At 73.8% G+C, this 25173-nt stretch carries 22 protein-coding genes, 6 tRNA genes and 1 pseudogene; 11 read left to right on the forward strand and 18 right to left on the reverse strand.

From position 1 onward, the window contains the following. Nucleotides 1–6: 6 nt before the first annotated feature. Entirely contained in the window at nt 7–147 is a 141-nt protein-coding gene (locus EKH77_RS32925; RefSeq protein ID WP_164737750.1) for a hypothetical protein, read from the reverse strand. Nucleotides 148–226: 79 nt separating this feature from the next. Then, nucleotides 227–664, reverse strand: coding sequence for a hypothetical protein (locus EKH77_RS05770; RefSeq protein WP_126913357.1), 438 nt, complete (start codon nt 662–664; stop codon nt 227–229). 167 nt (nt 665–831) lie between these two features. Between EKH77_RS05770 and EKH77_RS05775 the strand changes: the two genes are divergently transcribed. Then, the gene (locus tag EKH77_RS05775; protein ID WP_126913358.1) at nt 832–1338 is read left to right on the forward strand and encodes a DsbA family protein; all 507 of its coding nucleotides are present in this window, start codon (nt 832–834) and stop codon (nt 1336–1338) included. A gap of 159 nt (nt 1339–1497) precedes the next feature. Here the strand turns inward: EKH77_RS05775 and EKH77_RS05780 are convergent, their stop codons facing one another. The 3 genes from EKH77_RS05780 to EKH77_RS05790 all read right to left on the reverse strand — a co-directional run bounded on the left by EKH77_RS05780 (nt 1498) and on the right by EKH77_RS05790 (nt 4247). After that, on the reverse strand, nt 1498–2319 hold the full coding sequence (locus EKH77_RS05780) for a GNAT family N-acetyltransferase (protein WP_126913359.1): 822 nt from the start codon (nt 2317–2319) through the stop codon (nt 1498–1500). A gap of 66 nt (nt 2320–2385) precedes the next feature. Next, complete coding sequence (locus tag EKH77_RS05785; protein WP_126913360.1) at nt 2386–3207, reverse strand: aminotransferase class IV; 822 nt, start codon at nt 3205–3207, stop codon at nt 2386–2388. After that, complete coding sequence (locus EKH77_RS05790) at nt 3204–4247, reverse strand: chorismate-binding protein (RefSeq protein ID WP_126917893.1); 1044 nt, start codon at nt 4245–4247, stop codon at nt 3204–3206. The genes EKH77_RS05785 and EKH77_RS05790 overlap by 4 nt, the downstream gene beginning before the upstream one ends. A gap of 230 nt (nt 4248–4477) precedes the next feature. Here EKH77_RS05790 and EKH77_RS05795 point away from each other — a divergent pair. The 6 genes from EKH77_RS05795 to EKH77_RS05820 all read left to right on the forward strand — a co-directional run bounded on the left by EKH77_RS05795 (nt 4478) and on the right by EKH77_RS05820 (nt 5013). Further along, nucleotides 4478–4550, forward strand: a tRNA-Gly gene (locus EKH77_RS05795). 35 nt (nt 4551–4585) lie between these two features. Next, a tRNA-Cys gene (locus tag EKH77_RS05800) sits at nt 4586–4659 on the forward strand. A 1-nt stretch (nt 4660) separates the two neighbouring features. Next, a tRNA-Val gene (locus EKH77_RS05805) sits at nt 4661–4735 on the forward strand. A gap of 19 nt (nt 4736–4754) precedes the next feature. Next, a tRNA-Val gene (locus tag EKH77_RS05810) sits at nt 4755–4826 on the forward strand. 21 nt (nt 4827–4847) lie between these two features. After that, nucleotides 4848–4922: transfer RNA gene (locus EKH77_RS05815), tRNA-Val, on the forward strand. Between the two features lie 19 nt (nt 4923–4941). Beyond that, nucleotides 4942–5013: transfer RNA gene (locus tag EKH77_RS05820), tRNA-Val, on the forward strand. A 195-nt stretch (nt 5014–5208) separates the two neighbouring features. Here the strand turns inward: EKH77_RS05820 and EKH77_RS05825 are convergent. Then, the gene (locus EKH77_RS05825; RefSeq protein WP_126913361.1) at nt 5209–5427 is read right to left on the reverse strand and encodes a hypothetical protein; all 219 of its coding nucleotides are present in this window, start codon (nt 5425–5427) and stop codon (nt 5209–5211) included. 595 nt (nt 5428–6022) lie between these two features. Between EKH77_RS05825 and EKH77_RS05830 the strand changes: the two genes are divergently transcribed. Then, nucleotides 6023–7294, forward strand: a complete 1272-nt coding sequence (locus EKH77_RS05830; RefSeq protein WP_126913362.1) for a serine/threonine-protein kinase — start codon at nt 6023–6025, stop codon at nt 7292–7294. Here EKH77_RS05830 and EKH77_RS05835 read toward each other — a convergent pair. From EKH77_RS05835 to EKH77_RS05870, 8 genes and pseudogenes are all read right to left on the reverse strand, one after another. Next, nucleotides 7269–8087: a TrmH family RNA methyltransferase gene (locus tag EKH77_RS05835; protein ID WP_126913363.1), complete on the reverse strand. Its 819-nt coding sequence runs from the start codon at nt 8085–8087 to the stop codon at nt 7269–7271. The two genes, EKH77_RS05830 and EKH77_RS05835, sit on opposite strands and share 26 nt — an antisense overlap. A gap of 59 nt (nt 8088–8146) precedes the next feature. Continuing rightward, nucleotides 8147–9382 carry a uroporphyrinogen-III C-methyltransferase gene (gene cobA / locus EKH77_RS05840; RefSeq protein ID WP_126913364.1) on the reverse strand — a complete coding sequence of 412 codons (1236 nt, stop codon included), beginning with the start codon at nt 9380–9382 and terminating at the stop codon, nt 8147–8149. Nucleotides 9383–9488: 106 nt separating this feature from the next. Then, nucleotides 9489–12961 (reverse strand): annotated as a pseudogene (cobT, locus tag EKH77_RS34300) (nicotinate-nucleotide--dimethylbenzimidazole phosphoribosyltransferase). Between the two features lie 1510 nt (nt 12962–14471). Beyond that, entirely contained in the window at nt 14472–15713 is a 1242-nt protein-coding gene (cbiE, locus tag EKH77_RS05850) for a precorrin-6y C5,15-methyltransferase (decarboxylating) subunit CbiE (protein WP_126913365.1), read from the reverse strand. 129 nt (nt 15714–15842) lie between these two features. Next, nucleotides 15843–16559: a GNAT family N-acetyltransferase gene (locus EKH77_RS05855; RefSeq protein WP_126913366.1), complete on the reverse strand. Its 717-nt coding sequence runs from the start codon at nt 16557–16559 to the stop codon at nt 15843–15845. A gap of 165 nt (nt 16560–16724) precedes the next feature. Continuing rightward, entirely contained in the window at nt 16725–17597 is an 873-nt protein-coding gene (locus EKH77_RS05860; protein ID WP_126913367.1) for a MetQ/NlpA family ABC transporter substrate-binding protein, read from the reverse strand. A gap of 95 nt (nt 17598–17692) precedes the next feature. Next, nucleotides 17693–18469 (reverse strand): methionine ABC transporter permease, encoded by a 777-nt coding sequence (locus EKH77_RS05865; RefSeq protein ID WP_126913368.1) that lies wholly within the window; start codon nt 18467–18469, stop codon nt 17693–17695. Then, nucleotides 18466–19515 carry a methionine ABC transporter ATP-binding protein gene (locus EKH77_RS05870; RefSeq protein ID WP_164737751.1) on the reverse strand — a complete coding sequence of 350 codons (1050 nt, stop codon included), beginning with the start codon at nt 19513–19515 and terminating at the stop codon, nt 18466–18468. The genes EKH77_RS05865 and EKH77_RS05870 overlap by 4 nt, the downstream gene beginning before the upstream one ends. Before the next feature lie 469 nt (nt 19516–19984). On the opposite strand from EKH77_RS05870, the gene EKH77_RS05875 reads away from it, so the two are divergent. Both EKH77_RS05875 and EKH77_RS05880 read left to right on the forward strand, forming a co-directional pair. Further along, complete coding sequence (locus EKH77_RS05875) at nt 19985–20344, forward strand: hypothetical protein (RefSeq protein WP_126913370.1); 360 nt, start codon at nt 19985–19987, stop codon at nt 20342–20344. Between the two features lies 1 nt (nt 20345). After that, nucleotides 20346–20786 carry a hypothetical protein gene (locus EKH77_RS05880; RefSeq protein WP_126913371.1) on the forward strand — a complete coding sequence of 147 codons (441 nt, stop codon included), beginning with the start codon at nt 20346–20348 and terminating at the stop codon, nt 20784–20786. A 19-nt stretch (nt 20787–20805) separates the two neighbouring features. Here EKH77_RS05880 and EKH77_RS05885 read toward each other — a convergent pair whose 3' ends face one another. The 3 genes from EKH77_RS05885 to EKH77_RS05895 form a co-directional block, all read right to left on the reverse strand. Beyond that, nucleotides 20806–21318, reverse strand: coding sequence for a GNAT family N-acetyltransferase (locus EKH77_RS05885; protein WP_126913372.1), 513 nt, complete (start codon nt 21316–21318; stop codon nt 20806–20808). Nucleotides 21319–21367: 49 nt separating this feature from the next. After that, entirely contained in the window at nt 21368–21901 is a 534-nt protein-coding gene (locus tag EKH77_RS05890; protein ID WP_126913373.1) for a sigma-70 family RNA polymerase sigma factor, read from the reverse strand. Nucleotides 21902–22017: 116 nt separating this feature from the next. Further along, nucleotides 22018–23199 (reverse strand): glycerophosphodiester phosphodiesterase, encoded by a 1182-nt coding sequence (locus EKH77_RS05895; RefSeq protein ID WP_126913374.1) that lies wholly within the window; start codon nt 23197–23199, stop codon nt 22018–22020. 222 nt (nt 23200–23421) lie between these two features. On the opposite strand from EKH77_RS05895, the gene EKH77_RS05900 reads away from it, so the two are divergent. Then, a complete protein-coding gene (locus EKH77_RS05900) occupies nt 23422–24090 on the forward strand; it encodes a lysophospholipid acyltransferase family protein (RefSeq protein WP_126913375.1) in 669 nt (222 codons plus the stop codon). Between the two features lie 25 nt (nt 24091–24115). Here the strand turns inward: EKH77_RS05900 and EKH77_RS05905 are convergent, their stop codons facing one another. Then, on the reverse strand, nt 24116–24940 hold the full coding sequence (locus EKH77_RS05905; RefSeq protein WP_126913376.1) for an alpha/beta fold hydrolase: 825 nt from the start codon (nt 24938–24940) through the stop codon (nt 24116–24118). Nucleotides 24941–25173 lie beyond the last annotated feature (233 nt).

Here is a 25173-nt window from a genome sequence, read left to right on the forward strand (position 1 = left end):
GGCGCGTCACCAGCGGTACAGGTCGTGCACGGCGGTCAGCAGGATCAGCGTCCCGACAAAGGCCAGGAAGAACATCAGCGGCGGTTGGGACAGCGCGAACAGACAGCCGCGCGGTTCATCGGTGATCTCGGCCGGTTCGTCGTTCATCTCCGGGAGATCATGGCGCAGCCCGGCTGCCCACACTCACCAACTGTTCACTCATGCGAGGGAGTTCGGCGGAAGTTCGTCAGATTCCGTGTTTCTTCAGTATCGCTTCGATATCGGAGAAGTCCTCGTCGCCCGACGCGCCGGAGGCACCCGAGGCGGGCTTCTTCCGGCGCGCGGGCCCGAGCGAGGGCGCGGAGGCGGCGGGCGCCACGACCTCGCGGCCCGGGGCGCCGGCGGCGGCCCGGCGCTCCTTGCGGCCGCCGCTCCGGCGGTCGGCCGCCCGGCCGGCCAGGAAGAGCAGGGCCGACAGCGCCAGCACACCGAAGCCCGCCCACACGGTCGGCTTGAGGACCAGCCCCGTGAGCCAGTCGACGACGCCCGTCATCACCAGCCCGACGGGGATGAGCGACCACGCCGCCAGGCGGATCGCGGCGCGGAAGCGCTTGCGGTACGCCGTCACCAGGGCGATGCCCAGGCCTGCGGCGGACACCGCGGCGCATACGGTCGAGGTCAGCATCCGGGTCCTCCCGCCGGTGACGTCCTTTCGTCTTCCATCGTGCACCGGACGTCCCCGGAACGGCCACGAACGGGCCCGGGATCCGGGAGATCTCCGGGTCACCCCGAGGCCGTCTCCTCCCCGGGGCCGAGACGGCACCTCGCGGCACGGGCTGAAAGACTGGCCCCATGAGCGATTCCGACATCTCCCCCGCCGTGCTCGACGTCTGGTGCGAGCTCCAGTGCCCCGACTGCCACCAGTCCCTCGACGACATCCGGGCGCTGCGCGCCCGTTACGGCGACCGGCTGGAGATCCGGCTGCGGCACTTCCCGCTGGAGAAGCACAAGCACTCCTACGCGGCGGCGCAGGCCGCCGAGGAGGCGGCCGAGCAGGGCAAGGGCTGGGAGTACGCGGAGGCCGTGCTGGCGCGGACCGAGGAGCTCGGCGCCCGGGGCGAGCAGGTGCTGGTCGCGGTCGCGAAGGAGCTGGGCCTGGACGCGGAGGAGGTCGACACCGCGCTCATCGACGGCCGGCACATGCTGATCGTGGACGCCGACCAGGCCGAGGGCAAGGCGATCGGCGTGACGGGCACGCCCACGTACGTCATCGGCGGCGAGCGGCTGGACGGCGGCAAGAGCCAGGAGGGTCTTCGCGAGCGGATCGCAGAGATCGCGGACCGTCTCCTGGCGGGCTGAGCCCCGTCAGGGGCGCGGGGAACCGCGCGACCGGCCGCGGACGGCCTGCAGCCGGCTCGGACCGGCTTCTCGCCGTTCAACGACGGCCGTCCGTCGGCCGCAGGTCGTTTCCGGCTGGTCGCGCGGTTCCCCGCGCCCCTGACGGGGCCCGCTGTCGGCTCACAGCAGCGGCTTGTACAGGTGGTACTCGGTCGGCCGGTACCCGAGCGACTCGTACAGCCGCAGTGCCGGGGCGTTGCCCGCGAACACCTTGAGTCCGATCGTGCGGGCCCCGGCCGCCAGGCCCTCGTGCTCGGCGACGTGCATCAGGGCGCGCCCGTGGCCCCGCCCCCGGAAGGGTTCGCCGACCTCGACGTCGAAGACGAACGCCCCCGTGTCGCGCAGCATCACCCAGAGCGTGCCGACGTCCGCCCCGTCGTGGGCGAGGACGCGGAAGACGGCACCGGGGCTGGCCTGCCCCCGTGGCAGCGCCGAGGCGTGGTCGCGGTCGGCCTCCGCCTCGGCCGTGTCCCGGGGCACGCCCCGGTCGACCAGGTCCTGGACGTAGCCGGCCTTGGCGCCGGCCTGCCACCGCTCGAAGTCGTCCTCGTCCATGGGCCGGGCCACGCTGCCCGCCGGAAGGCCGGGGGCGGTGCCCAGCCGCTTGGCCATGGTGCGGGAGCGTTCCGTGTAGCCGAGCGCGCCCACCAGGCCCAGGGCGGCCGTGGCGTCCGCCGGGACGGACACCGCCACCTGTCCGCAGCCCCAGCCGCGCAGCACCTCCTCGGCGGCCAGCAGGGCGACCGTGCCGCGCCCCCGGTGCCGGTCGCGCTCGTCGACGGCGAGCCGGGCGATCCTGCCGAAGGCCGGGCCGAAGCGGGCGTCGGTGGCGAGATCGATCCTGCCGACGGGCCTGCTGTTGACGCAGATGTCGTAGGAGCGGGACCTCCGGCCGTCCGGGTCTCGCCGTTCGGGTGCGGTGGGGCGCAGCGTGGTGGTCACGGTGGTGTTGTACCGGGCCCCGGCCGCTCCGTCACGCGCCTTTCGTCGATTGAGGTCGGTCGGGGGCTATGGATCGATGTCCGCTGCCGAGCGCTCCTCGAAGATCTGCGTCGTCTTGGCCGTCACCGGGCCGGGGGCGCCGGGCAGTTGACGGCCGTCGAGGGCGCGGACGGCCTGGACGTCGCGGAGGGAGGAGGTCAGGAAGACCTCCTCGGCGCGCTCCAGGACGTCGAAGGGCAGCTCGGTCTCCTCGGCGCCGGCCCACTCGACGACGAGGGCGCGGGTGATGCCGGGCAGGCAGCCGGAGGAGAGCGCCGGGGTGTGGAGCTCGCCGTCGAGGACGACGAAGACGTTGGAGCCGGTGCCCTCGCAGAGCGCGCCGACGGTGTTGGCGAACAGCGCCTCGGTGGCGCCGTGGGAGCGGGCGTGGGCGAGGGCGACGACGTTCTCCGCGTACGAGGTGGACTTGGCGCCGACGAGGGCGCCGCGCTCGTTGCGGGTCCAGGGGACGGTGACGGCGGCCGTGGCGGGGGCGGGGGCCGTGTGCTCGGCGAGGGCGACCACGAGGGTGGGCCGGGTGTCGCCGCGGTCGGAGCCGAGGGGGGCGATGCCGCCGGTGTAGGTGACGCGCAGCCTGCCGAGCGGCATGCGGTTGGCCGCCAGGACCGCCTCGCAGGCCCGGCGGACCTCGTCGAGGTCGGGCTCGGGCAGGCCCAGGAGACGGGCCGAGGAGGCGAGCCGGGCCAGATGGCGGGTCATGGCGAAGGCCCTGCCGTCGGCCGCCTTGAGGGTCTCGAAGACGCCGTCGCCGACCGTGAGTCCGTGGTCGAACACCGACACGCGCGCGCTGTCCGCGTCGCGGAGCGCGCCATCGCTCCAGATGATCACCGTTCCGTCCCTCCTGCCGGCTGGTGTGTGCCCGACGCTATCGCGAGGAGGCGGGCGGCCTTGAGTTCCGTCTCGGCCCACTCGCGCTCGGGGTCGGAGCCCCAGGTGATGCCCGCGCCGGTGCCGAAGCGCAGCACCGGGCCGCCGGTGGCGGTGCGGTCGATCCAGAAGGTGCGGATGCCCACCGCGAGCTCGCCGGTGCCCCGGTCGGCGTCCACCCAGCCGATGCCTCCGCAGTAGGGGCCGCGGGGCGCGGTCTCCAGGGCCTCGATGATCCGCAGGGCGCTGCTCTTGGGGGCGCCGGTGACCGAGCCGGGCGGGAAGGTGGCGGCGAGCAGTTCGGGCCAGCCCGCTCCCCCGTCGAGTTCCCCGCGCACGGTGGAGACGAGGTGGACCAGGCCGGGGTGGGGTTCGACGGCGCAGAGCTCGGGGACGGTCACCGATCCGGTGGCGCAGACGCGGCCGAGGTCGTTGCGGACCAGGTCCACGATCATCACGTTCTCGGCGTGGTCCTTCTCCAGCAGGTCGGCGGCGGTGCGGCCGGTGCCCTTGATGGGGCCCGAGGTGATCGTCGTGCCCTCGCGGCGGAGATAGAGCTCGGGGGAGGCGGTGGCCACCTCGATGCCGTGGGCGGGCAGCCGGACGGTGCCCGCGTAGGGGGCGGGGTTGCCGCGGGCCAGCAGCGCGGTGAGGGCGTCGACGTCGGCGCGGTCCGCGTCGGGCAGCGGCGCGCTCAGCACGCGGCAGAGGTTGGCCTGGTAGACCTCGCCGGCCGCGATGTGCTCGCGGACGCGCCGGACGCCCGCGATGTAGCCGTCGCGGTCCAGGGAACTGGTCCAGGTGTCGGGGGCGGGGCCGCGCCAGGAGGCGCCCGCCTCGGGGCCGGGCGCGGGGGCGGGGCGTACGTCGCCGAAGCGGGCGCAGTACAGCGCTCCCTCGAAGTCGGCGACGACGGCCCACCAGCCGGTGGATTCCAGGGCCGCCGGGTCGGTGGTGACGTCGCGCAGGTCGGTGGCGAGGAGGCCGCCGAAGCGAGCCATCGGGGAGGGCGTCGGGAGGAGGCTGTGCACGTCATCGAGTCTATGGCGGGGCCCTCCGGGGGCCTCCGGACGACGGCCGGACGACGTCCCCGGGAACGATCAGCGCAGCATGCTGGGCAAACGGAATTTGAGCTGGCGCCGGAATCCGCTAAAGTTCAACACGTCGCCGGGACGCGGAAGCGAAACGGCGGAGAGCAGCTCCCGGGTGAAACCCCTGGGAGAGGCCAAATGCGGACGTAGCTCAGTTGGTAGAGCACCACCTTGCCAAGGTGGATGTCGCGAGTTCGAGTCTCGTCGTCCGCTCGAGTTGGGGGATCTTCCCGAACCCCCGCACTCCTGGTGGAGTGGCCGAGAGGCGAGGCAACGGCCTGCAAAGCCGTCTACACGGGTTCAAATCCCGTCTCCACCTCCAAGGACGATTAGCTCAGCGGGAGAGCGCTTCCCTGACACGGAAGAGGTCACTGGTTCAATCCCAGTATCGTCCACCAGGTCCGCACGGACCTTCCCGCGCGATTAGCTCAGCGGGAGAGCGCTTCCCTGACACGGAAGAGGTCACTGGTTCAATCCCAGTATCGCGCACGCGGCACACAGCACCATCCCGGACGATTAGCTCAGCGGGAGAGCGCTTCCCTGACACGGAAGAGGTCACTGGTTCAATCCCAGTATCGTCCACCAGGTCCCCATGGACCTTCCCGCGCGATTAGCTCAGCGGGAGAGCGCTTCCCTGACACGGAAGAGGTCACTGGTTCAATCCCAGTATCGCGCACACGACCGGCCGGGGCCGGGGCTCGAAAGAGCTCCGGCCCTGGCTGTTTTCCTGTCTCTGACCTGCGGAAACGCGACGGCCGGGTACCTCCCCAGGTACCCGGCCGTCGTGCCGTCCGCCGCACCCCCGTCCCCACGGGGTTTATGACCGGTCCGCCCGGCCCGGGCCGCTCTCCCGGGCCCTGTGGGCCGCTTTTCAGCGCCCCAGCAGTCCGGCCACGGACGACGCCTGAGTGACGACGGCGTCCCAGCCGCCGAAGACGACGGCGAGGAGCACCGCCAGCGGCAGCACCATGGCCGCCGCGACCAGCGGGTGCCGGGTGGGCGAGGGACGGTCGCCCAGGACGTCCACGACCTGGTGGGCCGGCGCCCGGCCGGGCGTCCGGTGGGCCGTGCGCCCCGCGATGTCCGCCACCGCCCCGCTCCTTCTCATCTGCCGTCTTGGGAGCGGCGGGCACCTGACCTCGGGGGACGAGTATGCGTACCCGCCGCTTGCCCTCCAATCTAGGCGCGGCGCCCGGCCCGGTCGTCATGCCCTCGTACCCCTTGGGCGTTCTCCGGGAGGATGACGCCGGGCGGCCCGGGCTACTCCCAGGGGTGGAGAACGACGGCCCCGGCCCCAGGGTCTTCCCCCAGGGGGCACCCCCCGGGTGACTTCCCTCACTTCCCGCCCGTCCCGGTGGGTCGCCCGTGCGGCCCTCCCCCCGGCCCCCTCCCCCACCGCGTCATACGTTCGGGTCATGCCCCGGGCGGGCGGCCTCCGCCCCGCCGGGCCACCGCGGACCGCGTCAATCCCCTTCTCCGTACGGGATCTTGAGAGGCCGTCCCGGGGCCGTGGCCGGGCGCCCGGCGCCCCCGGGGCGGCCCGCGCCGCCCCGCCCCGGCGGCGGCAATCCACCGGCCGACGCATGCGCGGCCTCTGAGCGCGACCGTCCGTCAATCCGTAAGCTGTGGCTCGTCAGAGGCCGGGCAGCTACGTGGGGCAGCCCCACCGGAGGTAGGGGACGAAGATGACGATGATGCGGCTCCGGCGCGAGGACCCGCGAGTCGTCGGCTCCTTCCGGCTGCACCGGCGGCTCGGCGCGGGCGGCATGGGCGTGGTCTACCTGGGCTCGGACCGGCGCGGCCAGCGGGTGGCGCTGAAGGTGATCCGGCCGGATCTGGCGGAGGACCAGGAGTTCCGTTCCCGCTTCGCCCGGGAGGTCTCCGCCGCGCGGCGGATCCGCGGCGGCTGTACGGCGCGGCTGGTGGCCGCCGACCTGGAAGCGGACCGTCCGTGGTTCGCCACGCAGTACGTGCCCGGGCCCTCGCTCCACGACAAGGTGAACGAGGAAGGGCCCCTGTCGGCGGCTCAGACCGCTTCCATCGGGGCCGCGTTGGCCGAGGGGCTGCTCGCGGTGCACGACGCGGGGGTGGTCCACCGCGACCTCAAGCCCTCCAACATCCTGCTCTCCCCCAAGGGCCCCCGCATCATCGACTTCGGCATCGCCTGGGCGACCGGGGCCTCCACCCTCACCCATGTGGGCACGGCGGTGGGATCCCCCGGCTTCCTGGCACCCGAGCAGGTGCGCGGCGCGGCCGTGACGCCGGCGACGGACGTCTTCGCGCTGGGCGCCACCCTCGCCTACGCCTGCACGGCGGACTCTCCGTTCGGGCAGGGCAGTTCGGAGGTGATGCTCTATCGCGTGGTCCACGAGGAACCGCAGCTCATGGGCGTCCCCGACGCGCTGGCGCCGCTGATCCACGCCTGCCTGGCCAAGGACCCCGAGGAACGGCCCAGCACCCTTCAGCTGTCGCTGCGCCTGAAGGAGATCGCGGCCCGCGAGGCCCACGGCATCAGCGAGGGCCGGCCGCCGGCCCCCCGCCGTGAGCCGGACCGCCCGTCGGCGCGCAGCGCCGCGCAGTACGAGCGGCAGCGCACCGAGCGCCGTCCGGCCGGCGCGCCCACGCCCCGCCCGCAGCGGCCGCACACCCCCGAGCGCCCGGCCGAGGGCGTACGGGCGCCGGAGCGGCGGCCCGCCCCGCAGCGGCCCGCCGCCGCCGGCCGGCGTTCCCGCCCCGGGGCCCGGACGGGCGCGGGCGCCCGGCGGCCGGGCCCGGACCGCAAGCTGCTGCGGCAGCGGCTGATCGTGTTCGTGGTGGTGACGCTGCTGGTCGCCCTGGGCATCGCGGCGGCCCAGGGCTGCCAGGGCCCGGCCCGCTCCCTGGGCGGGGTGCCCTCGACGCCGGTGACCACCATGGGCGCGCCCGGGGCGGTCAGTCCTGGGGACGCCCGCTCGTGACCGCGTAGAAGGCCACGGCGGCGGCCGCTCCGACGTTGAGCGAGTCCACGCCGTGGGCCATGGGGATGCGCACCCACTCGTCCGAGGCGCGCAGGGCGCGATCGGACAGGCCGTCACCTTCCGCGCCGAGCATCAGCGCGACCCGCTCCAGGCGGTGCGGGGCCGCGTCGTCCATCGAGGTGGCCTTCTCGGCCGGGGTGAGGGCCAGGATCCGGAAGCCCGCCTCGCGGACGGTCTCCAGATCGCGGGGCCAGGACGCGAGGCGCGCGTAGGGCACGGAGAAGACGGCGCCCATGGACACCTTCACCGAACGCCGGTAGAGCGGGTCGGCGCAGTCCGGCGAGAGCAGCACCGCGTCCATGCCGAGGGCGGCCGCGCTGCGGAAAATGGCCCCGATGTTGGTGTGGTCGTTGATCCGTTCCATCACCACGACGCGGCGGGCGGTACGCAGCAGCTCCCCCGCCTCCGGCAGCGCCTTGCGCTCCATCGAGGCGAGCGCGCCCCGGTGGACGTGATAGCCCGTCACCCGTTCGGCCAGCTCCGGGGTGACGACGTAGACGGGGGCGGGGCTCTCGTCGATGACGTCGCGCATCACCTCGACCCACTTGGCCGTCAGCAGCATCGACCGCATCGCGTAGCCGGCCTGGCCCGCGCGCCGGATGACCTTCTCGCCCTCCGCGATGAAGAGCCCCTCGGCGGGCTCGCGGCGGCGGCGCAGCTCGACGTCGGTCAGGCCGGTGTAGTCGGTGAGGCGCGGGTCCTCGGGGTCGTCGATGGTGATGATGTCGGCCATGGGGCGCCGCCTTGTCGTGCTCGTGGTGCCGGTGGTGGTGTGCTCGCGGAAGGGGCCGGTCAGTCGCCGTCGCGCGGGCCGACCGTGACGACGTCGCCGATCACGATGACGGCCGGGGGGCGTATGCCCTCGGCCCGCACCCGCTCGGCGACGGTCTCCAGGGTGGCGTCCAGGCGGCGCTGGGCGGCCGTGGTGCCCTCCTGGACGACCGCGACGGGCGTGCCGGCCGGGCGTCCGTGGCGGACGAGCGTCTCGGCGATCGCGCCGATGTTCTCGACGGCCATCAGGAGGACGAGGGTGCCGCGCAGCCGCGCCAGCGCCGACCAGTCGGCCAGCGAGCGCGGGTCGTCAGGAGCGACGTGGCCGCTGGCCACGGTGAACTCATGGGCGACCGCGCGGTGGGTGACGGGGATTCCGGCGACGCCCGGCACGCTGATGGAGCTGGAGATGCCGGGGACGACGGTGCAGGGTATGCCGTGCTCCGCCAGGGCCTGGACCTCCTCCATGCCGCGCCCGAAGACGAAGGGGTCGCCGCCCTTGAGCCGGACGACGGCCTTGCCGGCCTTGGCGTGCTCGACGAGGGCGGCGTTGATGGCCTCCTGGGCCATGGCCCGCCCGTAGGGGATCTTCGCCGCGTCGATGACCTCGACGTGCGGGGGCAGTTCGGCGAGGAGGTCGCGGGGGCCGAGGCGGTCGGCGATGACGACGTCGGCCTCGGCGAGCAGCCGGCGGCCGCGCACGGTGATCAGGTCGGGGTCGCCGGGGCCGCCGCCGACGAGGGCGACACGGCCGTCGCTCGCGGCGCGGGCCCGGTAGTGCGGCGCGGCCAGCGAACCGTCGCGCAGGCCCTCCACGATGGCGTCCCGCACGGCGGCGGAGCGGCGCGGATCCTGCCCGGTGAGCACGGCGACGGTGACGCCCTCGCTCCGTCCGGTGGCGGGCGTCCAGGCGGTGGCGGCGCCCGCGTCGTCGCTGCGCACGGCCCAGACCCGGCGGGCCTCGGCCTCGGCGGAGGCCGCCTCGTTGGCGGCGGGGTCGTCGGTGGAGATCAGGGCGTACCAGGCACCGTCGAGGTCGCCGTCGCGGTAGCGGCGGCGCTCCCAGCGCAGTTCACCGGCGTCGACCATGGCCTCGACGGAGGCGGTGGCGGACGGGGAGACCAGCAGGACGTCGGCCCCCGCGGCTATCAGGGCGGGCAACCGCCGCTGGGCGACCTGCCCGCCGCCGAGGACGACCACACGACGACCGGCAAGACGCAGTCCAACGGGGTAAGCGGCTTGTTCGATCCGGGCCATGAGCAGGTCTCCTCCGTACGAATGCGCTGGTGGGGACACCTTACGGGGTGTTCGGTCGCGGGCGACCGTTCCGCCGGGGCGGAACGGTCGCCCGCGACCGGACAGGTCAGCCCTTCTCGCTGACCCCCGCCGTATCGAACGTGGCCACCTCATGCATCGCCCGCGCAGCGCTCTGCACCACAGGCAACGCCAGCAACGCCCCCGTGCCCTCGCCGAGCCGCAGGTCGAGGTCGACGAGCGGCCGCAGGCCGAGCTTGGTGAGCGCGGCGACATGGCCGGGCTCCGCACTGCGGTGACCGGCGATGCACGCGGCGAGCGCCTCCGGCGCGATGGCGCGCGCTACGAGGGCCGCGGCCCCCGCGCTCACACCGTCCAGGATCACCGGCGTCCGCAGCGAGGCGCCGCCCAGGATCAGGCCGACCATCGCGGCGTGCTCCAGGCCGCCGATGGCGGCGAGGACGCCGATCGGGTCCTTGGGGTCAGGCTGGTGGAGCTCCAGGGCCCGGCGCACCACGTCGACCTTGCGGGCGTGCATCTCGTCGTTGATGCCCGTGCCACGCCCGGTGATCTCGGCCGGGTCGGCGCCGGTGTAGACGGCGATCAGGGCGGCCGACACCGTGGTGTTGGCGATGCCCATCTCACCGGTGAGCAGCGCCTTGTTCCCGGCGGTGACCAGGTCGCGGGCGGTCTCGATGCCCACCTCGAGGGCGCGCATCGCCTCCTCGCGCGTCATCGCGGGGCCGGTGGTGAAGTCGTTCGTACCGGGCCGGATCTTGCGCGGCAGCAGGCCGGGCGTGCTGGGCAGCTCGCCCGCGACGCCCACGTCCACGACGCAGACCTCGGCGCCGACCTGGTTGGCGAAGGCGTTGCACACGGCGCCGCCGCCCAGGAAGTTGGCCACCATCTGGGAGGTGACCTCCTGGGGCCAGGCAGTGACGCCCTGGTTGTGCACCCCGTGGTCGCCGGCGAAGATCGCGACGGCCGCGGGCTCCGGGATCGGCGGCGGGCACTTGCGGGACAGCCCGCACAGCTGCGCGGAGATGATCTCCAGCATGCCGAGCGCGCCGGACGGCTTGGTCATCCGCTTCTGGCGCTCCCACGCCTCGCCGAGCGCCTTGGCGTCCAGCGGGCGGATGCCGCGCAGGGTCTCGGCGAGCAGGTCGTGCGGGTCCTCGCCGGGCAGCGCCCGGCGCCCGTACTCCTCCTCGTGGACGACCCACGACAGCGGCCGCCGCTTCGACCAGCCCGCCTGCATCAGCTCGGGCTCGTCCGGGAACTCGTCGACGTAGCCGACGCACAGGTAGGCGACGACCTCCAGGTGCTCGGGCAGCCCGAGGGCGCGGACCATCTCGCGCTCGTCGAAGAAGCTGACCCAGCCGACGCCGAGGCCCTCGGCGCGGGCGGCGAGCCAGAGGTTCTCGACGGCGAGCGCGGAGGAGTACGGCGCCATCTGGGGCTGGGTGTGCCGGCCCAGGGTGTGGCGGCCGCCCCGGGTGGGGTCGGCGGTGACGACGATGTTGACGGGCGTGTCGAGGATCGCCTCGATCTTCAGTTCCTTGAACTGCTTGGCCCGGGCCTTCGGCAGCGACTTCGCGTACGCCTCGCGCTGCCGGGCGACCAGGTCGTGCATGGTCTTGCGGGTCTCCGCGGAGCGGATGACGACGAAGTCCCAGGGCTGGGAGTGCCCCACGCTGGGCGCGGTGTGCGCGGCCTCGAGGACGCGCAGCAGCACCTCGGGCGGGACGGGGTCCCTCCGGAAGCCCTTGCGGATGTCGCGGCGCTCGCGCATCACACGATGCACGGCGGCGCGCTCGGCGGCGGCGTAGCCGTCGGCCGGGTCCCCTGCGGGGGGCTGGGGGTGCCGTCGGTGGGCTCACCGGCGGTGGCGGGGACGGCGGGAGCGTCGTCGGGCGCGGGCTGCTCGCCGTTGGCGGCGGGGGCGGCGGCCGCCTGGGGGGCGGCGGCGTCGACTGCGGCGCCGGTCTCGGCCTCGGCCTCGGCATCGGCCGATTGCGGGGTGCCGACGACGGCGGTCCCGGCCTGCGCGGGCACGGCGACGTCGGCGACCGGCTCGTCCTCGGCGACGGGGGCGGGAGCGGCGGCCTGCGGCGCGGCGGCGTCGGCCGTCTGCGGAGCGCCGGGCACGGACTGCGCGAGCGCGGCGACGTCGGGGGCAGCCTGCTCGCCCTCGGTAGCGGGAGCCGCCTGCGGCGCGGCGGCGACGGCCTCGGCGACGACCTCGGCCGATTGCGGGGCGCCGGCGACAGCGGTCCCGGCCTGCGCGGGCGTGGCCACGTCGGCGGCGGCCGGCTCGTCCTCGACAACGGGAGCGCCGGCCTGCGGCGCGGCGGCGTCGGTGGCGGCCTCGGCCGATTGCGGCACGTCGGCCACGGGGGTCCCGGCCTGTGCGGGCGCGGCGACGTCGGGCATGGGCTGCTCGTCCTCGGCGACGGGGGCGGCGGCCTGCGGCACGGCGGCGACAGCTGCGGCCTCGACGGTCTGGGTCTGCGCAGGCGCGGCGACCTCGGAGGCCGTCTGCGGCGGCGCGGCGGCGTCGGCGGCCACGGCCTGCTCGGACGCGGCGACGTCGGGCGCGGGCTGCTCGCCCTCGGCAACCGGTGCGGCCTGCGGCACGGCGGCGACGGTGGTCGCGGCCTGCGCGGGCGCGGCAACGTCGGCCCCGGGCTGCTCGTCCTCGGCGACGGGGGCGGCGGCCTCCGGCGCGGCGGCGTCGGCCGTCTGCGGAGCGCCGGACACGGACGGCGCGGGCGCGGCCACGGCGACGGCGACCCCGGTCTCGACCTCGCCCCCAGCCGCGTGCGGGGCGTCGGCGACGACAGTGCCGGTCTGCGCGGGCGCGGTCCCCTCAGGAGCGGCCTGCGGCGCGGCGGCGTCGGACTGCTCGCCGCCGGTGGCGGGAGCGGCCGTCGCGGCGGGCACCTGCGGAGCACCGGCGATGTCGGTGACGACAGCGGCGTCCGGCTGCTCACCGCCGGCGGCGGAGGCGGCCGGTGAAGCCGCGTCGCCGGTCGCGGGGGCGTCGCCGTCGACGCCGGTGTCGGACTGCCCGCCGTCGGCAGCGGATCCCTCCGTCGCCACGGCGGGCACGGCCGCCTGCGGGGCCGCGCCTTCCGTCGCGGAGGCGTCAGCCGTCGGCAGGGACGCGTTGTCGGCGGCGGCGTCGGACTGCGCCGGAACGGGCTGCCCGGCTCCGGCGGCAGACGCAGCCGGCGGCGCCGTGCCGTCGGTCAGGGAGACGTCGGCCGCCTGACCGGCCACGGGCACACCGCCGTCGATGGCGACGGCGGCCTGGGGCACCGCATCCTCGATCGCGGTGACAGCGGAAGCCTGTGCCGCCGCACCCTCAACCACGGGGGCGACCGCTGCCTGAACGGCCTCAACCGGTGCCGGGACGGACTGTCCGCCTCCGGCGACGGTCCCGTCCACGGCCGTCTGGTCCACGGCCGTCTGGGCGTCGGCGACGACAACGGCCGGGGAGGCGGTGACCGCCTCGGGGGCGGGCATGGCGTCGACCGCGGCCAGCGGGACGGGGGCGTCGAGGAACGCCATGACTCCCATGCCCCGCACCCCGGCGGGCACGCCCTGCGCGGGCGCCGGGACGGCGGGCTCGGCCACCGTGGGGGCCGTCACCTGCTGTGCGGGGCCCGGAACGGCCTCAACCGGCGCGGCCGGGGCGGTCTCCTGCGGCGGTACCGCAGCCGACGGCACGTCAGCGGGCGCGCCTCCGGCGACCGGCTCGGCGGCCTCGGCCGACTGTGCGCCATCTGCCACGGCCGCGGCCGCCTCCTCAACACTCTCGCCCACCTGCGTACCCGCGGGGATCGGTTCCGGCGCGGTGCCCGCCTCAGCGGACGGCACGTCACCCGGCACGGCGGCGTCAACCGGCACGTCCACGACCGACGGCACGTCGACGGGCGCGGGCGCCTGCTCGGGCGCGACGTCCTCAGCCGTCGGCTCGGCACTCGGCGCACCCGCGACGGCGTCAACCGGCACGGCCTCGGCCGACGCGGCCTCAGCCGGCGCCTCAGCCGCCACTCCCGCACCGTCCGACGGCGCGATTCCGCCCAGCGGCGTACCCGCCGGCGGTGTCGGTGCCACTCGGTCGACGAGGGCCTGGGCGGCGCCGGGGGCGACCGTCATGACGGGTGCGGGCTCCGGGACGCGCGGGCCCGGGACGCCGGACGCGGCGGCCGAGCCGTCGTCAGGAGCCGTCGCGGGGCCGCCGGCGGCAGCTATGTCGTGGGCGGCCAGGACCGCGTCGGCCGTGTGCTGCGGCGGCACGAAGGCCACGGGCGGAACGTCCACGGGCGGAACCTCCACCGGCGCGGCGTCCACCGGCGGTACCTCCGCGTGCGGAACGCCGTCCGCCGGCGGAACGTCGAGGTACTCGACGCCCCCGACCGGCGGCGCCGGCGGGCGGACCGGGGAGCCGACGGGCTGCTGCGGGGCCGCGGGGCCGCGGTCGGCGAGGGAGCGGACGACGCCGCTGTTGGGCTCCGGCACGGGCGGGCCCAGGTGGAGCGGGCGGCGCGGCGGCGCGGGCGCGGCGGCCTGCGCCGGGGCGCGCACGCTCGTGTAGTCGAGGGAGCCGGTGTCGCGGCCACCCGTCTCGTGGGTGCCGCCGGGCGCGGCGGGCTGCTCGCTCCAGGCGCCCTGGGCACCCGGCATCAGCAGCAGGTCGTCCTCGTCCGCGACGTCGTGGTCGAGGTAGGAGTAGGCGGAGGGATCCCCGGTGTCGGCAGGGGCCGCGCCATCCGCGGAAAGCGGATGGCCGGGCAGTGCGCCTGCGTTCTCCGGCTGTCCCTCGTCCGGGAACCGGCCGGTGTCGGTCATGCGTACCCCTCGCCCATCGGTAGTGCTCCTTCCAACCGCTCACGCCCGCCGCCCATGGAGAAGAACGAGCGCGTGTACGTCGCGGCACGTTGTGTACCGTCCGGTGCCACCCTGCCCCGCACGCGCCAAGCGGGGGGTGCGTTCGGAGCATTGACGGCTGTGGTGTCGGACACCGAGGCGACCGAGGCGGCTGAACAACGATCCGCCAGCCTACCCTCCGCCCGCTCCCCCGCGGTCAAGGGTGCGTACGACGGCCACTCAGAAGGAAGGCTACGGCGCGCTCCCGCTCCGTCCAGGCGCTTGTGTCCAACTCCACTGCTTGGAGCAGCGTGCACTCCACGGCGTACCCGCCCTCCGCGAGCGCCCTCCCGATGGCCTCGGCGTCGTCGCGCGTGGCGGCGTGGGCGACGATGCGCTCGGGGCGGCGGTCCGCGCAGGCGGCCACGACGGAGGCTCCGCCGCCGCCGACCCGGACGACGTCGGGCTCCGGCAGGTCCTCCAGGACCTGCGGGGCGAGACCCTGGACGACCTGGAGCTGGACGCCGTAGCGCCGGGCGACGGTGGTGGTGCGGCGGCAGGCGGCGGGGTCGTGGTCGACGGCGATGACGGCGGCGCCGAAGCGGGCGGCCTCGACGGCCGCCGCGCCGCTGCCGCAGCCGATGTCCCAGACGAGGTCGCCCACGCGCGGGCCGAGCCGCGCCAGTTGGGCGGCGCGGAGCTCGGTGGACTCCCCCTCGCCGAGCCCGGTGGCCTCGGGGGCCGGGGCGGCGGCACCGATGGCGTACGCGTCCGCCGGCAGCGCCCAGCCGCGCAGGGCGGGCGGGTAGCCGGGGTCGCGGCCGGCGATCCAGCCGCCGCGGCCGGTGGGCGCGCCGAAGCCGCCGATGACGATGACGACGTTGGGGTCGCGCCAGCTGTGGTCCGCGGCCCGGTCGGAGGTGACGACGGTGACCTGCTCGCGCTCGGTGCCCAGTTCCTCGCAGATGACGAAGGTGCGGTGGACGGGGCCGAGGAGCAGGGCGAGCTCGGCGGGGCCGGCGCCGGGCGAGGTGAGGACGGCGACCTTCGGGTGGGCGCGGCAGACGTTGACGGCGCGTCGCAGGTCGCGGCTGTGGGCGACGACGACCTGGGCGTCGTCCCAGGGCATGCCGGCCCGGGCGAAGGCGGTGGCGACGGAGGAGACGGCGGGCACCACCTCGACCTCCAGGCCGTGCTCGGGGGCGCGCAGGGTGCGGACGACGCCGAAGAAGCCGGGGTCGCCGTCGGCGAGGACGACGGCGGAGCCGCGGTGCCGGGCGATGCGGCGGGCGGCGAGGTCCACGCTGCCGAGGCGGACGCGCTCGGCGTCGGCGGGCACCTCGGGCAGGGCCAGGTGGTGCGCGGCGCCGGCGACCAGGGTGGCGGCCCCGAGGGCGGAGCGGGCGGCGACCGGCAGCGGTGAGCCGTCCCACCCGATCACCGTGACCCGGTCGGCCATCGTCGTCAGTCTCCTGGGGCTTGTCGGGGGCGGGTCGCGGGGGCGGTCGCGAGGGGGTGGGTGCCCGCGATCGGGCAGGGTGAGCGTACCCCGGCCGGGTACCGGTCCGGGCCTTCGAAGGCGGCGGGCTCAGCGCCAGTCGGGGAAGACGGAGGCGTAGCCCCCGGCGGAGGAGTAGTCGCCGGAGGAGCCGGAGGAGGTGTAGTCGCCGGGAGACGAGTAGGCGTCGTATCCGCCGAACGCCCGGGGCTCCTCGGCCTCGTCGAGGTCCTCGGGGAGCAGGCTCCAGATGATGAGGTCCGTCCGGGTCTCGGTCCAGCCGGCGCCGCCGCCCTCGGGGCGGCTGCGCGCTATCCAGGCGCTGCGCAGGACGCCTTCGCTGACGCAGCCGGCCTTCTGGGCGACCTGCTGGGCGGCGGTGTTGTCGGCGGCGGTGCGCATCTCCAGGCGTTCGAACTTCTGGTCGCGGAAGAGCCACTCGGCGGCGGCGAGGACGGCTTCGCAGGCGTAGCCCTCGCCCCGGGCCCAGGGCGCGGTGACATAGGCGACCTCGGCGGTGAGGGTGCGCCAGTCGGTGTTGCGGAGGTGGAGGGTGCCCACGAGGCGCTGGGTGAGGAACTCGGCGACCGCAAAGACGATTCCGCGCCCGGAGAGGCGTTCCGAGGGGGCCCGGCGCAGCGCCCAGTCGCGGGCGTCGGCGGTGGTGTAGGGGCAGGGGGCCGAGGTCCAGGCGGTGACGAGCTCGTCGTTCATCATCTCGGCGAGCGGGGGGATGTCCCCAGCCTCGAACGGGCGCAGCACCAGCCGGTCCGTACTGATGGAGATGTCCGGAAAGGTGGAAGTCATGCGCTGCTCCAACGCCGCGGCGGGTGGGCTCGGGTGGTACGGGGGCGTGCCCGGGTGCACCAGCATGCAGCATGTGCGGGCGGGTGCGCCAAGCGCCAGGCCCCGCGCACGGGCGATCGTGTGCGCGGGGCCTGTGTCCGTACGGACGGCCGAGGTTACAAGGTGTCAGCTCGTGACGGGACCGAAGGCGGGGATCACGGCGCCGTTGCTGAACTTCTCCGTGATGAACTTCTTCACCTCGTCGGAGTTGAGGAGCTTGGCGAGCTTCTCGATCCGGGGGTCCTTCTCGTTGCCCTTCTTGACGGCCAGGAAGTTGGCGTAGGGGTTGCCCTCCGCCTTCTCCAGCGCGATGGCGTCCTTGGCGGGGCTGAGCTTGGCGCTGATGGCGAAGTTGCCGTTGATCACCGCGGCGTCGACGTCGTCGAGGCGGGAGGGGATCTGGGCGGCCTCGAGCTCGGTGAACTTCACGCCCTTGTCGTCGGCGACGTCGGAGAGCTTGGCGGCGGCGCCGACGCCGTCCTTCAGCTTGATGACGCCGTTGTCGGCGAGCAGCTTCAGCGCCCGTCCCTCGTTGGTGGCGTCGTTGGGGACGGCGATGGTGGAGCCGGAGCCGAGGTCGGCGACCTTCTTGCCCTTCTTGGAGTAGAGGCCGAGCGGCTCGATCTCGACGTTGACGACGGGCACGATGTCCGTCTTGTTCTTCTTGTTGAAGTCGTCGAGGTAGGGCTTGTGCTGGAAGAAGTTGGCGTCGACCTCACCGTTCTGGGTGGCGGTGTTGGGGAGGACGTAGTCGTTGAACTCCTTCACCTCCAGCTTCAGGCCGGCCTTGGCCGCGAGGTTGTCGCGGACGAAGTTGAGGATGTCGCCGTGCGGGGTGGGGCTGGCGGCGACGACGAGCTTGGCGGCCGGGTCGGCGTCCTTGCCCTTCTTCGAGCTGCTGGAGGTGGAGGTGTCGGAGGGCGCGCTGCAGGCACTCAGGCCGAGGGTGAGGGCGGCGGCGGCCGCGACGGCGGCGGTGAGCTTGACGGTGGTACGCACGAAGAGTGCCTTCCTTGCTTGGTGTTTCTCGGTGCCCCGGTGCTGACGCCCGGCAAAGGGTCCGGGCTCCGGGGAGTCTGTGGGGGTGGTGCTGGTCAGACCGCCTTGTCGAGGGCGGGCTCGGGCTCGGCGGCCACCGTGGCCGCACCCGTGGCGGCGGGCTTGGGCCGCGCGGGCAGGAGGCGGCGGAGGCCGACGGGGGCCGCCTGGCGGCCGCCGCGCGAGGCGAGGCGGCGTACGGCGAGGTCGCCGGCGATCTGGACGACGGTCACGATGGCGATCAGCAGCAGGATGGTGACGTTCATCAGCGCGTCCTCGCGCCGCTGGTAGCCGTAGGTGATGGCGAGGTTGCCGAGACCGCCGCCGCCGACCGCGCCCGCCATGGCGGAGTAGCCGATGAGGGTGATGACGGTGGTGGTCAGGCCCGCGAGCAGGGAGGGCAGGGCCTGCGGCAGGAGCACCTTGAAGATGAGCGTCCAGGTGCCGCCGCCCATCGACTGGACGGCTTCGACCAGCCCGTGGTCGACCTCGCGGACGGCGGTCTCCACCAGCCGGGCGAAGAAGGGGACCGCCCCGATGGCGAGCGCCACGACGGCCGCGCTGGGGCCGATGGAGGTGCCGACGACCATCCGGCTGAAGGGGATCAGCCAGACGATGAGGATGATGAAGGGCAGCGAGCGGCCCAGGTTGAGGATCGCCCCGAGGACCTTGTTGACGGCGACGTTCTGGAGCAGGCCCCCGCGGTCGGTCAGGACGAGCAGCAGGCCCAGGGGCAGGCCGCCGAGGACGGCGTAGACGGTGGACCACCACACCATGAAGAGCGTGTCGAGACACGCGTCGCGCAGCAGGGGCTGCATCTCGGCCCAGGTCACTTGGCACCTTCCTTGAGGAGAGCGGCGGCAGGCGCCGGAGTCTGTACGTCCGCCACGTCGACCTGGAGGCCCTGCTCGCGCAGGAAGCCGATCGGGACGACGTTCTCCTCGAACCGGCCGGGCAGCTCGATGCGCATCCGGCCGACCTGCTTGCCGCAGACGGTGTCCATCGCGGCGCCCAGGATCGAGATGTCGATGTTGTACGTACGGGACAGCTGGGAGATCACGGGCTGGGTCGCGGCGTCGCCGTGGAAGGTGACGTCCACGACGGTGCGGTCCGGGCCGGAGGGCTCGCCGCCGACCGGGAACAGTTCGGCGGCCAGCTCGGAGCCGGGGGTGGCGAGCAGTTCGGAGACGGTGCCGGACTCCACTACGCGGCCGCCCTTCATCAGGGCCGCGGAGTCGCAGATGGTCTTGACGACGTCCATCTCGTGGGTGATCAGCAGGACGGTCAGGCCGAGCTGCTGGTTGAGGTCGCGCAGCAGCTGGAGGATGGAGCGGGTGGTCTCCGGGTCGAGCGCGGAGGTCGACTCGTCGGAGAGCAGCACCTTGGGGTCGCCGGCCAGGGCGCGGGCGATGCCCACGCGCTGCTTCTGGCCGCCGGAGAGCTGGCCGGGGTAGGCCTTGGCCTTGTCGGCGAGGCCGACGAGGTCCAGCAGCTCCAGGGCCTTGCGCTCGCGCTCCTTGCCGGAGACGCCGAGGATCTCCAGGGGCAGCTCGATGTTGGCCTGCACGGTCCGCGAGGAGAGCAGGTTGAAGTGCTGGAAGACCATGCCGATGCGGCTGCGCGCCCTGCGCAGCTCGGCGCCGGCCCGCTGGCCCCGCCCGGCGAGGGCGGTGAGGTCCTGGCCGGCCACGGTGACCGTGCCGGAGCTGGGGCGCTCCAGGAGGTTGACGCAGCGGATGAGGGTCGACTTGCCGGCGCCGCTCTGGCCGATGACGCCGTACACCTCGCCCTCACGGACGTGGAGGTCGACGCCGTCGAGGGCGGTGACCTCGCGGCCGCGTGAGCGGTAGACCTTTGTCAGGCCCTTAGTGGTGATCACAGGGGTTTCCGTCACTGTCGAGTGCGCGACGCGATGCGCCGGCACGGGAATTCATTGCGGAACGCGGCATCGGAGGGCCCTGGGGAGCGCGTGGGGCGCGGTCTGCCGGGGCTCTGGTGACGCGGGGGCGGCGCGGCTCCCGTCGGCGGGTGGCCGGACGGGGTGCGCTACGGGGTCTCGCTTCGGGGCGCGAGGCACGGGGGCCCTCAGCAGTCACACATTCGACACATGCGACGAGCAGCACCGGGCGTCGTCATCGCCTCGGTCGCAAGAATGCGGGTGCTCGTCGTGGTCATGCGGGCAAGTAAAACAGAAGCACGTGCGAATCGGCCAAGCCTGTCCGAATACCGGACTCGATCTCTCGCCCTCTGGACGCCGGGGGCGCGCGCGAGGGGCCCGTACCGGGCGTTTAAAGTCGTCCCATGCCTGTCTCGTCCCCTTCGCCCACCCGCGTCACCCGGGGGTCCCGGTGCTCGACGCGCTGACGCTCGCGGCCGGTCTGGCCGCTCTCGCGCTGGCCGCCTGGTGCGGTTTCGCCTTCGCCCGGGACGAGCCCACCAAGGACTGGCACTTCATCGGCATGGCCGTGGTCTCGGTGCTGGCGCTGGTGCAGCTGGTCGTCGGCGTGGTGCGGCTGTCCGGCGGCGAGAAGCCGGCGCAGGGCACGGCGATCTTCGTGGCCTATCTGCTGGGCGCGGCGGCCGCCGTGCCCGCGGCGGGCTTCATGTCCCTGGCCGAGCGGACCCGCTGGGGCTCGGCCACCGTGGCGGCGGGCGCCGTGATCCTGGCCGTGCTGGAAGTGCGGCTCTACGACATCTGGGGAGGCTGACATGTCCGAGCACACGACTGACATGTCCGAGCGCACCGACGCGGGCGAGCGGTCCGGTTTCGACCTCGGCCAGGGGCCGGGCCGGCTGCTGGTCTGGCTCTACGGCGTCTTCACCGTCGCGGCGGCCTCCCGCTCGATCGTCCAGATGATCATGGACTTCGGCCGGGCGCCGCTCGCGTACGTCCTGTCGGCGGCCGCCGCCGTGGTGTACGCCTTCATCACGTACTCGCTGGTGCGCGGCGGCGGGCGGGCCCGCCGGGCGGCGTTGGTGTGCTGTGCCGCCGAGCTGGTGGGTGTGGTGACCGTGGGCACCTGGACGCTGCTGGAGCCGTCCGCCTTCCCCGACGCCACGGTCTGGTCTGACTACGGCATGGGCTATCTCTTCATCCCGGTCGTCCTGCCGCTGACCGCGATGGTCTGGCTGCGCCGGGCCCCGCGCTGAGGCCCGGCACGGCCCGGCGTCAGGCGGTCGTCACCAGGGCGGGCGCCCCGGCGGGCCCGGCCTCCTTCTCCAGGGTGACCACGGTGAGGTTCCGCCCGGCAGCGTCGGCGCCGGTGCGCGCGTAGCCCCACTTGCGGTAGAGGCGCGCGTTCCCCTCGCCGCGCCGGCCGGTGGCCAGCCGGAACCGCTTGGCGTCCCACTCGGCCGCCAGCCGCTCCTCGATCCCGGCGAGCAGCCGCCCGCCCAGGCCGTGCCGCCGCAGCCGGGGGTGGACGATCAGCCCGGTGATGACGGCGGTCCCCTCGGCGTCGACGGTGGCGCGCACCGAGCCGACGACCTCCTCGCCGAGCCGGGCCACGAGCACACAGCCGCGGCCCAGTTCGGCGCGCAGGTCGTCGAGCGTCTGCGTCAGGGGTTCGATGGTGTAGTCGCCGTGGAGCTCCGCCTCGCTCTGGTAGCAGAGGTACTGGAGCTTGAGGATCTGCTCGGCATCGTTCTCGGCCGCGGCCGAGATGGTCACGCTCATGCCCATGTGCGCACGCCTCCCCTTGCTGGGTCGCTTGATGCTCCTTTCCCCCGGGTCAAGGAGCCGCAATCTCTGCCATGAGCATTCTGCGCAGGCATCCCAGGCAACGGGAACGTACGGGCCCCAAAGATCCTTGTGACATTCCCAACTTCCCTGCGATTTCACGGTAGGTCGGGTCGTGGCCCGAGAGAAGCGCGGAAATCAGCCGGGGACAGCGGCCGGGCAGCCGGCGGATCGCGGCCCGGAGCTCGCGGCGGGACTCGGCGGCCAGCACGGCCTGTTCGACCCCGTCCGCCCCGTACGACCCTTGCGCCCCGGGGGCCGTGCGCCGGCCGGGTGCCGGGGCGGCCTCGGCGGTGGGGTCGTAGAGCACCTCCCGCCGGGCCCGGCGCAGGGCGGCCTGGACCTCGGCCCGGACGGCCGCCGCTAAGCGCGCGACGGGCTCCCCGGCCCGGCGCTCGCTCAGCAGCCGCACCCAGACGGACTGTTCGAGGTCCGCGGCGTCCAGCCCGGCCGAGTGCGCCTCGGCGGCGCACTCGGCCTTGAGCAGGGGGGCGAGCCGGGTCAGGAGATCACTCTGTGTGGTCACGCGGGCGGGGACGGCGTCCGCTGACCCACCGGTTTCCGGCCCACCCGGAATTCACCCGTCCGGGTGTGGCCGGGTCGCCCCGGCGGCCGGCGCCCGGACGGCACCGGCCCGAGGGGTCAGCCCTTGAGGAAGTCCGCCCGCGCGAGCGCGGCGGTGTCGCAGTTGTCGGAGAAGATGCCGTCGATGCCCGTCGCGAAGTACGCCTTGAACGCCCCGAACGCGTCGCCGTAGGCGTTCGGGTCCGTGCCCCGGCGGAAGTCGGCGGGCAGGAAGCTGTTCTCGTTGCGCATGGTGTACGGGTGGAGGAACAGCCCGGCGGCGTGGGCGTCGCGCACCAGCGTGGTGGGCTTGGTGAGCCGGCCGTCCTTGTCCCGGGGGATGATCTGGTTCACCCAGGGGCCGATGCCCTGCGCGAAGCCGGAGATCCACTTGAGGCCCTTGGGGGTGATGAGGTCGGCGACGGTGCGCGGGTCGTTCGCCTCGACGAAGTCCCAGGGGCGGGTGGGCAGGTCGTCCAGCAGCAGCACCTTGGGGCAGTCCACGCCCAGCTTGCCGAGGCGCTGGAGGCTGCTCGGCTCGAACGACTGGAGGAAGGTGTAGCCGTTGCGCCCCGAGCGGTTGTAGCGGCGCAGCAGCTTGGCGAGGCGCTCCTCCAGGCCCAGGCCGATCTTGCGGAAGTACGTGGGGTGCTTGGTCTCCACGTGGAGCCAGATCCGCCGGCCGCGCTTGCGGCCCTGCTCCTCGGCCCACTTGAGGACCTCCTCGAACGTCGGCACGTCCCAGCGGCCGTCGTAGAGGGTGTTGTGCTGGCGGGTGCCCGGTATCCGCTCCTTGGCGCGCAGCGTCTTCAGCTCCGCGAGGGTGAAGTCCTCGGTGAACCAGCCGGTGTGCTGCTCACCGTCGACGGTCTTGGTGGTCTTGCGGGAGGCGAACTCCGGGTGCGAGGCGACATCGGTGGTGTTGGTGATGTCGTTCTCGTGGCGGCAGACGAGGTGGCCGTCCTTGGTCGGCACGACGTCCTGCTCGATGACGTCCGCGCCGTTGGCGAGGGCGTACTCGTAGGAGCCGAAGGTGTGCTCGGGCCGGTAGCCGCAGGCGCCGCGGTGGCCGATGACGGTGGGCACGGGCAGGTCCTTGTACGAACCGCCGTGGCCGTGCTGCCCGGAGGTGAGGTCCGTCTCCCGCCCGGTGGCCGCCACCGCCGGTACCGCTCCGCCGCCGAGGGCGACCGCCCCCGCGCCGAGGGCCGCCGCGGCCCCCAGCACCGTACGCCTGCCCGGCCGCTGCTCCTGCTGCATGTTTCTCCTTCTGTGGTGCTGTTGCCGTGTGGTGCTCTTGGCCGGGCGATCGTATGCACGTCCGGCCACCGGTCTGAAGAACGAAGGGGGAACGGAGTGGAAAGTCACGTCAACACTCTGTTTCGACTCGGTCAACCCCGCGTGCACAAGGGGCGTACCCGCGAGTATCGTCATCGACCGCGCCCCGCGCGCCCGTCCCGCACATCACGACCGGAGGGTCCGTTGTCCCGCATCCTGCTCAAGGCGTTCCTCGGATTGCTCATGCGCGTCCTGTACCGCCCGAAGGTCGAGGGAGCCGAGCACATCGCGGAGAGCGGGCCGGTGATCCTCGCGGGGAACCACACCACGTTCGTGGACTCGCTGTTCCTCGCCCTGATCGTCAAGCGCCAGGTGCTCTTCATCGGCAAGGACGAGTACGTCACCGGCAAGGGGCTCAAGGGCCGGCTGATGGCGTGGTTCTTCGGCGCCTCCGGGATGATCCCGGTCGACCGCGACGGCGGCAACGGCGGCGTGGCCGCGCTGATGACGGGCCGTCGGGTGCTGGAGGAGGGCCGGGTCTTCGGCATCTACCCGGAGGGCACCCGCTCCCCCGACGGCCGTCTCTACCGCGGCCGCACCGGCATCGCCCGGCTGACGCTGATGACGGGCGCCCCGGTGGTGCCGTTCGCGATGATCGGCACGGAGAAGGTCCAGCCCTCCGGCAAGGGCCTGCCGCGCATCGCGCCGGTGACGGTGCGCTTCGGCGAGCCGCTGGACTTCTCCCGCTACGAGGGGATGGACCGCGACCGCTATGTGCTGCGCGCCGTCACCGACGAGGTGATGAGCGAGGTCATGCGGCTGTCCGGCCAGGAGTACGTGGACATGTACGCCACCAAGGCCAAGGCGGCCTGACCGCCGGCCGGACCCACCGCGCGGGCTAGCCCAGGCAGCGCGGCTGGAACGCCGGGTCGGCCGGGCCCTTGCGCCCGAGGGCGTTGAGCACCCACTGCGCCACGACCGGGTCCTTGGTGGCCTGGTCGTGCATGAACGGGTCGAGCGGGCACTTGTCCTGCAGCACGACGTTGCTGAGGTGCTCGGCCGGGCCGGTCAGCAGGGCGCTGGTGTAGGGGATGACGACCTCGTCGTGCCGGGTGGTGATGACGGTGTAGTCCGGGCCGGCCGGGGTCTCGTCACCCTCGTTGAGCTTCTTCAGCAGGTCCGAGCCGACGCGCTGGTCCAGGCAGGACGGGCAGAAGGTGTAGCCGAACGGGATGGCCAGCGGGTTCAGCGTGCCGTGGTTGGACGGGACGATGCCCACGAGGTCGTCGACCTTGTCCGCGCCGCCGAGGAACTTCACGTAGTAGCGCGGCATCATGCCGCCCTGGCTGTGCCCGACGATGTCGACCTTGGTCGCGCCCGTCGCGCCGCGCACCGCCTCGACGAAGTCGCGCAGCTCGGCGGCGGCCTGCGGGATCGGGTCGGTCTCCATGTGCCCGTAGTTGAAGGCGAAGACGCAGTAGCCCGCCTCCTTGAGCGCCGGGGAGAGCTTGGCCCAGTTCTCCGCCATCAGCTTGAACGTGCCGTTGACGAGCACGACGGGCTGCGGGTGCGCCGAGTCCGGCTTGCAGGACCAGTCGTTGGCGCCCTTGGGCGGGACGTCCAGGACCGAGGCGGAGGCCGGGGACGCGGTGAGCCCCATGAGGCTCAGGGCGGCCGTGGCCGCGGCGGCGACCAGGAACCGTGCGGTGGTGCGCAGACGCATGTGGGGGATTCCTTTGAACATGGCGTCGCTGCTGCGGACGCCTTCGTCCGAACCTCGTTCGACAATGTCGACCGGTGGACGTGATGTTCTCGGGCGTGTCAGGACTGCGTCAAGAGTGTTACTCGCCGGTAAACGTCACATGGACCGGGGCTTGCCACCCCGGCCCATGTGGTGTTTGCTCATCCGAGCCCGTCTCGGCCCGTCCGAGCCCTTATGGGTTCGGCCTTGGTGAT

Origin of the sequence: Streptomyces luteoverticillatus (genome assembly GCF_003970715.1) — a bacterium.
GTDB lineage: Bacteria > Actinomycetota > Actinomycetes > Streptomycetales > Streptomycetaceae > Streptomyces > Streptomyces abikoensis.